12 protein-coding genes are annotated in these 11,565 nt (G+C 71.6%); 6 read left to right on the top strand and 6 right to left on the bottom strand.

The annotated features are described in order from the left end of the window. Positions 1-248: 248 nt before the first annotated feature. The 4 genes from ABZT49_RS24455 to ABZT49_RS24470 all read right to left on the bottom strand — a co-directional run bounded on the left by ABZT49_RS24455 (position 249) and on the right by ABZT49_RS24470 (position 3,468). A complete protein-coding gene (locus ABZT49_RS24455) occupies positions 249-1,478 on the bottom strand; it encodes a peptide ABC transporter permease (protein WP_355289819.1) in 1,230 nt (409 codons plus the stop codon). Positions 1,479-1,585: 107 nt separating this feature from the next. Then, positions 1,586-1,879 (bottom strand): virulence factor, encoded by a 294-nt coding sequence (locus tag ABZT49_RS24460; RefSeq protein ID WP_355289821.1) that lies wholly within the window; start codon positions 1,877-1,879, stop codon positions 1,586-1,588. A gap of 201 nt (positions 1,880-2,080) precedes the next feature. After that, a complete protein-coding gene (locus tag ABZT49_RS24465; RefSeq protein WP_355289823.1) occupies positions 2,081-2,347 on the bottom strand; it encodes a hypothetical protein in 267 nt (88 codons plus the stop codon). 107 nt (positions 2,348-2,454) lie between these two features. Next, on the bottom strand, positions 2,455-3,468 hold the full coding sequence (locus tag ABZT49_RS24470) for a WD40 repeat domain-containing protein (RefSeq protein ID WP_355289825.1): 1,014 nt from the start codon (positions 3,466-3,468) through the stop codon (positions 2,455-2,457). A 250-nt stretch (positions 3,469-3,718) separates the two neighbouring features. Between ABZT49_RS24470 and ABZT49_RS24475 the strand changes: the two genes are divergently transcribed. The 6 genes from ABZT49_RS24475 (at position 3,719) to ABZT49_RS24500 (ending at position 7,689) form a co-directional block, all read left to right on the top strand. Continuing rightward, a complete protein-coding gene (locus ABZT49_RS24475; protein WP_355289827.1) occupies positions 3,719-4,123 on the top strand; it encodes a response regulator in 405 nt (134 codons plus the stop codon). Positions 4,124-4,184: 61 nt separating this feature from the next. Beyond that, complete coding sequence (locus ABZT49_RS24480; RefSeq protein ID WP_355289829.1) at positions 4,185-4,595, top strand: photosystem reaction center subunit H; 411 nt, start codon at positions 4,185-4,187, stop codon at positions 4,593-4,595. Between the two features lie 265 nt (positions 4,596-4,860). Then, positions 4,861-5,415 (top strand): Tat pathway signal protein, encoded by a 555-nt coding sequence (locus ABZT49_RS24485; protein WP_355289831.1) that lies wholly within the window; start codon positions 4,861-4,863, stop codon positions 5,413-5,415. A 39-nt stretch (positions 5,416-5,454) separates the two neighbouring features. Then, the gene (locus ABZT49_RS24490) at positions 5,455-6,147 is read left to right on the top strand and encodes a MotA/TolQ/ExbB proton channel family protein (protein WP_355289833.1); all 693 of its coding nucleotides are present in this window, start codon (positions 5,455-5,457) and stop codon (positions 6,145-6,147) included. 68 nt (positions 6,148-6,215) lie between these two features. Beyond that, positions 6,216-6,695 carry a protein TolR gene (gene tolR / locus ABZT49_RS24495; RefSeq protein WP_355289834.1) on the top strand — a complete coding sequence of 160 codons (480 nt, stop codon included), beginning with the start codon at positions 6,216-6,218 and terminating at the stop codon, positions 6,693-6,695. Between the two features lie 4 nt (positions 6,696-6,699). Further along, positions 6,700-7,689 carry a TonB family protein gene (locus ABZT49_RS24500; RefSeq protein WP_355289836.1) on the top strand — a complete coding sequence of 330 codons (990 nt, stop codon included), beginning with the start codon at positions 6,700-6,702 and terminating at the stop codon, positions 7,687-7,689. A gap of 294 nt (positions 7,690-7,983) precedes the next feature. On the opposite strand, the gene ABZT49_RS24505 is transcribed toward ABZT49_RS24500, so the two are convergent. Both ABZT49_RS24505 and ABZT49_RS24510 read right to left on the bottom strand, forming a co-directional pair. Next, on the bottom strand, positions 7,984-9,684 hold the full coding sequence (locus ABZT49_RS24505) for an IlvD/Edd family dehydratase (protein WP_355289838.1): 1,701 nt from the start codon (positions 9,682-9,684) through the stop codon (positions 7,984-7,986). 379 nt (positions 9,685-10,063) lie between these two features. Next, a complete protein-coding gene (locus ABZT49_RS24510; protein WP_355289840.1) occupies positions 10,064-11,548 on the bottom strand; it encodes a DUF2252 domain-containing protein in 1,485 nt (494 codons plus the stop codon). Positions 11,549-11,565 lie beyond the last annotated feature (17 nt).

Raw genomic sequence — 11,565 nt, forward strand, 5'->3', positions numbered from 1 at the left:
CGCCCGCCCGCCCTGCCTGCGGGATGTCCCGGCGCCGCGCCCGCCGCGGCGCGCCTAAGCACGGTCGACCTGCGGCGAGCGACGGGAGGGCGGCCGACCGGAGGAAGCGTGACCGCCGGCGGTCACGGTCGCATCGGCTCATCGAGGCCGTCGGGGAAGTAAGGCTCGGCGAACGGGACCGCGATCCCGCTCGCGGTCCGGCACGCAACCGAGACGTTGTCCCCCTGCGCCGGGGTCGCGCGCGGGCGTCAGGCCACAGGGCGCGGCGGCAGGGCGCTCGCCTTCGGCCGGCTGGTGCGGAACTGGCCGCGCTCGACGGCGATGAACACCAGCACCACCACCGTGACGCTGGTGAACCACCAGCTCGCGGTGGTGCCGATGCCGAGGCAGGTGGAGGCGAAAGCGGTGGCGGCGGTGGCCATCGCGCCCGGGGTCAGCACCGGGTGCTCGCGGCCGGAATGGCGGATGCCGTTCCACAGTACGAAGGCCGCCGCGAAGGCACCGACGATGCCGAGCTCGTACCAGATCTCGAACAGCAGCGAGGCCGGGGCGTTGACCGGCAGCATGCCGATCGCCTTCCCGCGGAGCGCCGTCTCAAGGCCGTGGCCGGTGATCAGCCGCAGCGGCTCGGTCGTCACCACCCGCTGCCAGGCCTTCAGGGCCAGGATCGTCGGGTGGAGCGGACCGAGCACCGGCGTCAGCACGGGCCGCAGCAGGAAGGGCAGCAGGGGCGCGAGGGCGACGAGGCCCGCCGCGACGCCGGCGGTGACCCGCACGCCGAGGCCCTGGCGCCAGGCCGAGAGCGCGAAGGCCGCCGCCCCGCAGGCCAGCGCCAGCAGCGGCACCGGCCCGGGGGCCAGCACCAGGGCGAGGGCCACCACCATGGCGAGGCCGAGAGCCTCCATGTCGCGGCGGCGCGAGCGCAGCCAGGCGGCGGCGGGCCAGAGCAGCAGGGCGAGCAGCATCGCGCCGCGCTCGAGCGCGCTGTCGTCCTCGAAGCCGCCCCGCAGGGAGGCGCCGCTGAACAGCCCGAGCATCACCGCCCCGACCGCCGCGATGCCGACACCGAGGGGCAGCAGGTAGAGGTTGGCCGAGCGCATCCGGTCCGGCAGCGCGAGGTAGCCGGCCACCGTCAGCCCGACCGTGGCGGCGAGGTTGAGCAGCCGCTCGCTCGCCGGGCCCAGAAACGGCGTCCAGACCAGCGACAGGGCGCACCAGCCCAGCAGCAGGAGGCCGGCCAGGATCGCGCGGGCGCCGCCGAGGCGCGACAGACCCGCCGCGAGGGGACGCTGCGCCCCGTCGAGGAGGGCGGCGATGATCAGGAGCACGATGCCGATCGGCGCCAGGATCACCACGCTGCGTCGCGACACCAGGGCGGTGACCGGGATCACCACCGTCAGGCCGAAGAAGGCGAGGCGGCGCAGCAGCGCCGCCGCGTCGACGGCGGGATCGGGGGTGGGCGACGTCGCGCGCGGCATGGCGGCCAATCCGGATGACGGCGCCGAAACGGGGCCGTTCTCCCTCCTAGTCGAGAGGGCGGTCCTGAAGCTGTAGATGGGGCGCAACACTGGGGACGGGCGCGCCCTCAGGGGAGCGGCTGAAGCGCCGGCAGCAGGTCGTTGTTCTCCTCGATCCGCAGCATCCGCACGTCGACCACGACGGCCCGGAACCAGGGGCATTCCCGCGCCACATCTTGGATCGCCAGAACGCAGCGCACGGGGTCGACCTGGTCGTTGCCGAAATACACGCTGCCCTGCTGCCGGTCGAAACCGTGACGCTCCAGCACCCGGGCGATGTCCTGGTAGCCGTTCTGCCAAGATGCGTTGTGGTACTGGTTCTTCAGCGTCTCGGTATCGAGATCGAAACAGATCGCGTACACCCGCTTGCCCCAGGCCGGTCGATTCGAGATGTGATGAGGCGCGAGACTATCCGTCTCATGACCCTGCGGCAAGCGGCGTTTCGGGCGTCTGGTCTTCATGACGGATATGCTGCTGCCCTCGCCGAGAGATCCGCCTGCGAATGCGGGACGCCCGTCGGGCGAAATGTGTGCGGTTCCCGCGCTCTTGTGAAGGCGCCGGCGTCAGGCGCCGAGCGCCGCCGCCACATCCTCCTCCGTCACCTCGTCCAGGGGCTTTGCCACCTTGCAGGCGCGCGAGCGCACGCCGGGCTGCATCACCAGGATCACCGTCTCGGTGCCCGGGCAGGCCGGATCGGCGCAGACGATCTCGTTGACGCTGAGCGTCACCTCGGGACTGAGACCGCCGAGGCGGCGGGCGATCTCGGCGACCCGGGCCCGCGCGGCGGCGTCCGGCGAGGGGCGGCGTCGGAAGGCGCCGAGGAGGTCCATGGCCCTAGAGCACTCCGCGATCGCTCTGCGATCGCGAAGCTTCTCTAGGCCTTTGATTTTGCCGCATTTTCTTCACCGAACCGGTATCCACTTCGTCGGAAAATGCTCTAGCGCGGCAGGCTGAGGAGGCCGGCTCGGCCGTCGGCGCAGCCGAAGGCGAGGTGCTCGCCGCCGGAATGCCAGCTCATCGCCGTCACGGCACTGCCCTTCACCGCGGGGCGCACCAGGAGTTCGGACGCGTCGGTGAAGCGGATCAGGAGCACGCAGCCATCCTCGTAGCCCGCCGCCAGGACCGGGGCCTTGGGGTGGAACGCCACCCGCGAGACCCGGGCCGGGCGGACGCCGCATTCCCGCGGCGCCTTGCCGGTCGGGCCTTCCTTGGAATCGAACGGCCACACGATCACGGCCTCGGCGCCGCTGGTCGCCAGCCAGTCCCCGTCCGAGGACCAGGCGGTGGAGCGCACCTTGGCCGGGTAGCCGGTCATCCGCATGTGGCCGCGGTCGGGCTGGAGGCGCCAGCCGTGCAGGGCGTTCTCCTGCATCGTGGTGATGACGAAGCGCCCGTCCGTCGACCAAGTCACGTCGATGTGCGAGCCCTTCCAGGTCAGGGCGTCGGGCGCCGTGTCGAGGTTCGGGTACCACAGGGTGGCGCCGCCGTAATGCGCCACCGCCAACCGGTAGCCCTTGGGCGCGAAGGCGAGGCCGCGGGCGGTGGAGGGCGCCTCGAACACCTTCTCGCGGCCCTTGGCGTCGCGGGCGACGACGCGCTTGCCCGCCGCGAACGCGACGCCGCCGTCGGGGTGCAGCGCGAGGGCGTCGATCCAGGCGCCGCCCTTCGCCGTCGCGACCTCCTCGGCGGTCCCGTCGGCCCTGATCGCGACGATCCGGCCGTCGTCGCCGCCGGTGACGAGGCGCTTGCCGTCGCCGGCGGCGACCAGGATGCCGGCCTCCGGATGCGCCTCGACCCGGGTGGTCCCGCCGTCCTCGGCGACGAGAAGCACCGCCCCGTCGCCGAGCGCCAGGACGAGCTGCCGGCCGAGCCAGTGCGTCGCGATGACGTGGGCGCCGGCCGGAATCTCGGTGACCTGCTGGGTGAGGGAGGGGGCGGCGGTGGCGCTCATCGCTCTTCTCTGTGAACCTCGAATGCGGCCCCGGGCCTCTCATACGGGGCTTGCCCGCGCAAGGGCGGCCGCGGTTCCGCCCCGCATTAACCGGTCCTCCCGCAGGGTTAAGGCTTCGCTCACCAAACCGCGTCAATTCGAGGGATCGGGCCTGAACACGGCCGAGGTTCGGGCGGTTCTTCTCTCGAACCGTCGCCGGAGCGGCTCACGACGAACCGGCGGCCCCCATCGTCCTGGAGCGAGTTGCGTCATGATCCAGTCTGCCTTTGCGGCGATGGTGCCGCCCGCCGCCCTCCCCTACGAGACGGTGCTGGTGGTCGAGGACGAGGCGATGGTCTGCGAGATCGCCGCCGAGGCCCTGGCGGACGAGGGCTACCGCGTTCTGACCGCCTCCGATGCGGTCGAGGCCGGCCGCATCCTGCAGGCCGAGCGGGTCGACATGCTGTTCACCGACATCGACCTCGCCCGCAACACCAACGGGGTGGCGCTCGCCCGCGACGCGCGGCGCCACTGCCCGCGCCTGCCGGTGGTCTACACCTCGGGCGGCCGCCACACGCTCGGCGCCGGCGAGGCGGTGACCGACTCGGTCTTCGTGCCCAAGCCCTACCGGCCGAGCCAGATCGTGGCGCTCGCCAACCGCATCCTCGGACACTGAACTCCACGAACTCCGAACCCTCTCGAACCCCGCACCCTGCCCAACGGAGCCCTGAGAAAAGATGCGCCCGCCCTTCGTCCTGTCCGGCCTCCTCGCCCTTGTCCTCGCCGGCCACGCCCTGACGGCGGGCGCCAAGGACGCACCGGCCCCCGCGGCCGCCCCGAGCGCGACCTGCGACGTGGTCGGCCTGCGCCTCGAGGACGTGATCGCCACGTCGCCCGAGCTGAAGCGCTCGGCCAACGAGCAGACGGTGCGTGACCTGCGCACCCTGCGCGACGCCGCCGTGGTGCTGGACGCCTACAAGCATCCGGAGGTCTGCGCGCAGGTTCTAACGGTCCTGCGCGGACTGGCCGCCAACCCCGAGCGGGCGATCGACCAGAGCGGCGACACCGACGAGGAGAAGGCGGACGCCGTCGAGAAGGCCCGCGCACCCAAAGCTTCCGAGAAGTCTCCCGAGACGAAGGCCAAGTAGACGGGCAACGTCGAGGATAGGTGAGCGGACGGGATAATGTGGCAATGGGGTCTGCCGTCCTCGGGCGGCATCCCGATAACAGATTGGAATTCCTCTGAGTTTCGCGGGCGGCCTTGATCCCGCCCGATCACCTCGCTAGTTCGTTCCTGCCGGCGGCCCGGGATCCTCCCGGGTCGATCCGGTCTGTCCGACGAACAGGAGCGAGAGCCGGGAAGGCGTCGCGCCGGTGCCCCCACGGGCGGCCGGTCCGCGCGCGGATGGCTGTTTGGCGCTCGCCGTCCCAGAGGAGTCGCACGACGTGCTCACGCAAGGGTTGCCCCGCTTCGGGGCCTGCATCGGTCGGGTGACGGCTCTCTGCCTCGCCCTGTCGCCGCTCGCCGCGGCGACGGCCCAGGCGACCCCCGCCGAGGCGCAGGCCGCCGTGACGCCCGCCGCCGTGAGCCAGCCCGCCGCCCCGCCGCTGCGGGTGGAGCTGAACAAGCTCGAGACCGCCGGAGAGACCTGCAAGGCGATGCTGATCGTCGAGAACGGCAAGGGCGGCCCGATCCGCTCGCTGCGCCTCGACCTCTACGCCTTCGACCAGGACGGCATCGTCCAGAAGCGCAGCATGGTCGAGCTCGGGCCGGTGCCGGCGCGCAAGACGGCGCTCCGCCAGTTCGAGATCGCCCCCACCCCCTGCGCCCAGATCGGCCGGGTGCTGCTCAATGATGTGGCGGCCTGCGAGGGCAAGGAAATTTCGGGCCAGGACCTGACCCGCGACACCTGCCTGGAACGCATCGAGCCCTCCTCCGCCAAGGGCGCCGCGCCGTTCGTGCGCTGACCGCCTCTCTTCTTTCCTTTTCTTCCGGAGACCGCCGAGATGGATCCGACCACCGCGCCCGCCGCGACTGCCGGCCACGACTTCTCCTTCCTCGGCCTCTTCCTGCAGGCCGATCCGATCGTGAAGGGGGTGATGATCCTCCTGATCCTGGCCTCGCTGGTCTCCTGGACGATCATCATCGAGAAGTTGGTGCGCCTCGCCGGCGCCCGTCGCCAGGCGAAGTCCTTCGCCCGCCTCGTCGCCACCGGCGGCATGCCGGAGGCGCGCTCGGGCATCTCCGCCCGGGTGGTCACCGCCGCCCAGGAGGCCTGGCGCGACCAGGATCCGACCGAGACCCGCGCCGAGCGGCGCGAGCGGATCGAGCGCGCGATGCGGGCGGCACTCACCCTCGACATCAAGCGGCTGCAGGTCGGCCTGCCGTTCTTGGCGAGCTCCGGCTCGGCGGCGCCGTTCATCGGCCTGTTCGGCACTGTCTGGGGCATCATGAACTCGTTCTCGTCAATCGCGAAAAGCCAGGACACCAGCCTCGCGGTGGTGGCGCCGGGCATCGCCGAGGCCTTGTTCGCCACCGCGATCGGCCTCGTCGTCGCGATTCCCGCGGTGCTGGCCTACAACAAGTTCTCGAGCGACCTCGCCAAGGTGCAGTCGGCCTTCGTCGCCGGCATCGGCACCCTGGGCAACCGGCTGGCGCGCGACCGCAGCCACCACGCCCGCAGCGCCGCCGCCGAGTAAGTCGCTCTCCCGTTCAACACGTAGAATAAGCCCCTGCCCGCTCGGGCAGGCGGCCGGAGACCCGCCAGATGGGTATGGGACCGGTGCAGGCCGGCGCCGGCGACGAGGATGGCTTCGACGCCGCGCCGATGTCCGAGATCAACGTCACCCCGATGGTCGACGTGATGCTGGTGCTGCTGATCATCTTCATGGTCGCGGCCCCGCTGATGACCGTCGGCGTGCCGGTGCAGCTGCCGAAGACCGCCGCCGCCAAGACCTCCGAGTCGAAGAAGCCGGTGGTGGTCTCGGTCGACAAGGACGGCCAGGCCTTCCTCGCCAAGGAGCCGCTGCCAGCCGACGGCGCGCTCGCCCGCCTGAAGGCGGCCGCCGCCGAGGATCCGGGCCAGACCGTGCTGGTGCGCGGCGACAAGGACGTGCCCTACGGCAAGGTGATGGAGGTGATGGGCCTCGTCGGCCAGGCTGGCTTCGCCAAGGTCTCGCTGATCGCCAACGCGCCCTCGGGTGCGCCGTCCGGCGGGGCGGCGCCTGCGCCGGCGGCCCCACGGTAAAGCCATGAACCACACCGTGACGACCGACGCGCCGGAGCCGCGCGAGCCGGGGACGGGCCTCGGCCTCGCCTTCCTGGTGGCGCTCGCGCTCCACGCGGGCGGCCTGTTCGCCCTGACCTACTGGCGCAGCCCTCCGGCCCCGCCCGGCGAGAACGAGATCGCCATCGATCTCGCGCCGGACATGGCGGCGATCGACGTGCCGACCCAGTCGCCGGACGTCGAGGCGACGCCGACCCCCACCGACACGGTCGAGCCGACGACCGTCCCGACGGCCGAGCCCCCGTCCGACACCGTGCCGATCGAGACCCCGCCGCCGGAGACCAAGGTCGAGGAAACGCCGCAGGAGACCCCGGTCGAGCAGGCGCCAGCCGAGGCGGTGCCGATGGAGAAGCCGCCCGAGGCGGTGGAGGCGGTGCAGGAGCCCGAGGAGCAGGTGGTCACCTCGACCAACCCGGAGGCGCCGGCCGCCGTGGTGGCAAAGCCCGTGCAGGAGCCGAAGCCGGTTCCGAAGCCCGTCCCGAAACCGGTGGCCAAGCCGAAACCGGTCGAGAGACCGAAGCCCGTCGAGAAGCCGGTCGAGGCGAAGAAGCCGGCCCCGAAGCCCGTACGCGACGTCAAGCGCGAGGCGCAGAAGGCGGCCGAGCGCACCATGGAGGCCGCCCGCCAGCGCCGCGCCGCTGCCTCCGCCTCGCAGATGAACCAGAGTGGCGCCTCGGCCGCCGCGAGCGCCAACGCGGCGCGAGCCTGGGGGGCGATGGTGCGCGGGGTGATCCAGAGCCGGGCCCGCGGCGCCGGCGGGGCGAGCGGCACCGCGACGGTGCGCTTCACCGTGTCCCGGTCCGGCCGGGTGCTTGGGGCCTCGCTCGCCGGCAGCAGCGGCAACGGCTCGCTCGACGCCGCGGCGGTGGCCGCCGCCTCCGGCAGCCTGCCCCCGGCGCCGGCGGAGTTCACCGGCGCGCAGCAGAGCTTCACCTTGCCGGTGCGGTTCAACTGAGGGGTTGGTGACGTTAGTCGACGATGGTTCGATCACTCGGTGAAGTACACGCCCACCGGGTGATCGAACGGGTTCGAGAGTCTGCTTGACTGGTCGCGTTACTTCATCCCACCCACGACCTCATCCTGAGGTGCGACCGTAGGGAGCCTCGAAGGAGGCCTCCAAAAAGCTCAGCGATCCCTGGAGGCCTCCTTCGAGGCTCCGCGATCTTCGATCGCTCCACACCTCAGGATGAGGTCGCGGATGGGAGAAGGGGGATCATCGCGGTAGAACCCTTGCGAGCCGAACGGGCCCTCACCCCTCCCGCCGCATGAAGTCGAAATCGCAGCCCTGATCGGCCTGGGTCACGGTGTCGTGGAACAGGCGGGCATAGCCGCGCGCCGCCCAGTCGGGCCGCGCCTGTGGCGTGAGAGCCGCGGCGCGGGCGGCCAGTTCGGCCTCGTCGACCAGGAGGTCGATGCGCCGTCCCTCCACGTCGAGCCGGATGCGGTCCCCGGTTCGCACCAGCGCCAGCGGCCCGCCGACCGCCGATTCCGGCGTGACGTGCAGCACGATCGTCCCGAAGGCGGTGCCGCTCATCCGCGCGTCCGAGATCCGCACCATGTCCTTGACGCCGGCCCGCGCCAGCTTCTTCGGGATCGGCAGGTAGCCGGCCTCCGGCATGCCCGGCGCGCCCTTCGGCCCGGCATTGCGCAGCACCAGCACGTCGTCCGCCGAGACGTCGAGGTCGGGGTCGTCGATCCGCGCCGCCATGTCGGGGATCGAGTCGAACACCACCGCCCTTCCCTCGTGCTGAAGCAGGCGCGGCGTCGCCGCCGAGTGCTTGATCAGCGCGCCGCGGGGCGCGAGGTTGCCGGTGAGCACCGCCATGGCGCCGACCGGCTTGATCGGCTGGCCCGGCGAGCGGATCACGGTCTGGCCCGGCACGTCCTCGGCCGCCGCCACCACGTCGCGCAGGGTCGCCCCCGTCACGGTCGGGGCGTCGAGGTCGATCAGGCCGCCCAGCTCACGCAGCAGCTTCGGCACGCCGCCGGCATGGTGGAAATGCTCCATGTAGTGGTCGCCCGAGGGCTTGAGGTCGACCAGCACCGGCACCTCGCGGCCGATCGCGTCGAGGCTCGCGAGGTCGAGGTCGATGCCGGCGCGGTTCGCCATGGCGGTGAGGTGGATCACCCCGTTGGTCGAGCCGCCGATCGCCTGCATGACGACCTGCGCATTGCGGATCGAGGCCGGGGTCAGGATCTCGCTCGGACGGGGACCGCCGGTCTTCGCCATCGCGGCGGCGCAGGCGCCGCTCGCCTCGGCGAGGCGGATCCGCTCGGCGTGGGGCGCCGGAATCGTTCCGGCCATCGGCAGGGCGAGGCCCATCGCCTCGATCATGCAGGCCATGGTCGAGGCGGTGCCCATCACCATGCAGGTGCCGACCGAGGGGGCGAGCCGGCCGTTGACGATCTCGATCTCCTCCTCGTCGATCTCGCCGGCCCGGTGCGCGCCCCAGAGGCGCCGGCAATCGGTGCAGGCGCCCAGAACCTCGCCGCGGTGGTGCCCCACCACCATCGGGCCGACCGGGATCACCACCGTCGGCAGGTCGACGGAGGCCGCCGCCATCACCTGTGCCGGCAGGGTTTTGTCGCAGCCGCCGATGACGATGACCGCGTCCATCGGCTGGGCGCGGATCATCTCCTCGGTGTCCATCGCCATCAGGTTGCGCAGGTACATCGAGGTCGGGTGGGCGAAGCTCTCGTGGATCGAGATCGTCGGGAAGACCATCGGCATCGCGCCGGCCAGCATCACCCCGCGCTTGGCCGCCTCGATCAGCTGCGCGGCGTTGCCGTGGCAGGGATTGTAGTCGGAGGCGGTGTTGGTGATGCCGACGATCGGCCGGTCGAGGGCGTCGTCGGAATAGCCCGCCGCCTTGATGAAGGCCTTGCGCAGGAACAGCGAGAACCCCGCATCCCCGTAGCTGGTCAGTCCCTTGCGCAAGCCCTTGCCCATCGCGTGCTCCTCCCGCCGGCGTTTTGACCGGTTCTAGGGGTGGGGGGAAGGTTGTCAACGAAGCGGGTGGGCATGGGAGGCGGGCGCAGGCGGCACCCTGCAATGATGCCGCAGATGAAGCAACACGCTTTGGATGTCCCCTCCACCCCTTTCCCGGACGACTCAAAGAGGTGAAAGGAGATCCGAGATCCAGCGCAAGAAATCACGGAGCGTCCGTCTGTCTGCAACGGTGAAGTATGCAGAGCCGCTTCGCGGCACGTCCTGTGCTGGATCCCGGATCTCCTTCCACTTCGTTTGAGTCGTCCGGGAAAGGGGGTCGGTTCATGATGCACGATGCGTGCGCGATACCGATGGACCGCCGCTGTCGTGCTGCCCCTGGTCACATCTCCGGATCCGCCGCCGCCTCCAGCCGCCCGGACGCGATCGCCTCCAGAAAGAGCCGGTGGTCCTCAGCGTTCCGGTCGCCATAGGCCCGCGCCCAATCGGCCAAGGCCTCGCGAAAATCGGCGTGGCGGTCGCGGCCGCAATAGCCCGCGATGGCGGCCGCGTCGCCGGTGCGGGCATGGGCCCGGGCGAGCAGCGCACCGTAGGCCCAGGAGAAGTAGACGAGCGGCTGCCCGCGCATGCAGGCGACCGGGATCTCGCCCTTCATGTTCTTCATCTGGCGGACGTAGAACGGCCGGTCGTCGATGGTGGTCCAGCCGAGCAGCGGATCGCCGACCGCCTGGAGCAGGCGCTGGCCGTAGATCACCCGTTCGCCCTCGTGCGAGGCGTAGGGCTCGGGCATGCCGGACACGTAGGGCGCGTGGGCCGGGCGCACGGCCTCCTTGACCTGGAGGAAGAGCACGTCCTGGTCGGAGTTGCCGCAGAGCAGCGCGACATAGGCCCGCGTGCCGACGCTGCCGACGCCGACGACCCGGTGGGCGACGTCGACGACGTGATAGCGGCTCAGCATGAACCGGCGCTCCCGCGGCAGGGTCTCGGCGTAGCGCTCGAGTCCGGCGGTCACCGCCTCGCGGGTGTCGGCATCGACCCAGGTCAGGATCGGCGGGTCCTGGCGGAAGCGCCAGCCGCCATCGACCCGGCGCTCGCCGATCCGGGCGAGCAGGCTCTTGTTGTGGCGCTTGCGCGCCTTCTCGACCGCCCGCTCCACCACGGCGCGGGATTCCGCGTCGATCGCGATGCCGCCGAAATCCAGCTCCTCGGCCCGGGCCGCCCGGTGCCAGACGTCGAGCGGGCCCTGCGGCGCCAGCTCGGTCATGGTGTGCTGGTAGCCGTAAGCGGCCGCGATCACCGCCTCGCGGCGCTCCGCCTCCGGTACGTCGAGGTCGCGGGCGGCGACCTCGATGCTGGCGCAGAGCCGCTTCAGGTCCCACTCCCACGGGCCGATCGTGACCTCGTCGAAGTCGTTGAGGTCGAGCACGATGTCGCGCTGGGGCGTGCCGAACAGGCCGAAATTCGAGATATGGGCGTCGCCGTTCATCACCACGTCGATGCCGCTCGTCGGCGTGCGGGCGAGGTCCCAGGCCATGACGGTGGCGGCACCGCGCAGGAAGGCGAAGGGCGAGCTCGCCATCCGGGCGACGCGGAGCGGGATCAGCCGCTCCTGGCGCCCGGTTTGCGCCTGCTCGATCAGCCGCACCGGGTCGGGCCGGTCCTTCGGGACGGGCACCGGCCCGTGGCTGTCGTGCGGGACCTTAGCGCGCAGGCCCTTGCCGGCGGCGCGGCGCTTCTCCCACGGCTCGCCGGGCGTGCGCAGGTCGATCCGCGGGAAGTCGGCCAGGGGCTCCAGCACGATGTCCTCGGCCGGGACCGGGTCGGCCTCGGGCGCCTCGGGCTGCGGGTCGGGGTTGGCTCTGTCCATGGGGCGCGGCTCGTCGG

The organism is Methylobacterium sp. EM32 (assembly GCF_040593685.1).
Classification (GTDB): domain Bacteria; phylum Pseudomonadota; class Alphaproteobacteria; order Rhizobiales; family Beijerinckiaceae; genus Methylobacterium.

Coding starts and splice junctions, on each gene's coding strand:
- ABZT49_RS24470 (WP_355289825.1), bottom strand. CDS start 3,468: ATGAGCGCCACCGCCGCCCCCTCCCTCACCCAGCAGGTCACCGAGATT.
- ABZT49_RS24510 (WP_355289840.1), bottom strand. CDS start 11,548: ATGGACAGAGCCAACCCCGACCCGCAGCCCGAGGCGCCCGAGGCCGAC.
- ABZT49_RS24490 (WP_355289833.1), top strand. CDS start 5,455: ATGGATCCGACCACCGCGCCCGCCGCGACTGCCGGCCACGACTTCTCC.
- ABZT49_RS24475 (WP_355289827.1), top strand. CDS start 3,719: ATGATCCAGTCTGCCTTTGCGGCGATGGTGCCGCCCGCCGCCCTCCCC.
- ABZT49_RS24500 (WP_355289836.1), top strand. CDS start 6,700: ATGAACCACACCGTGACGACCGACGCGCCGGAGCCGCGCGAGCCGGGG.
- ABZT49_RS24465 (WP_355289823.1), bottom strand. CDS start 2,347: ATGGACCTCCTCGGCGCCTTCCGACGCCGCCCCTCGCCGGACGCCGCC.
- ABZT49_RS24505 (WP_355289838.1), bottom strand. CDS start 9,684: ATGGGCAAGGGCTTGCGCAAGGGACTGACCAGCTACGGGGATGCGGGG.
- tolR (WP_355289834.1), top strand. CDS start 6,216: ATGGGTATGGGACCGGTGCAGGCCGGCGCCGGCGACGAGGATGGCTTC.
- ABZT49_RS24480 (WP_355289829.1), top strand. CDS start 4,185: ATGCGCCCGCCCTTCGTCCTGTCCGGCCTCCTCGCCCTTGTCCTCGCC.
- ABZT49_RS24455 (WP_355289819.1), bottom strand. CDS start 1,478: ATGCCGCGCGCGACGTCGCCCACCCCCGATCCCGCCGTCGACGCGGCG.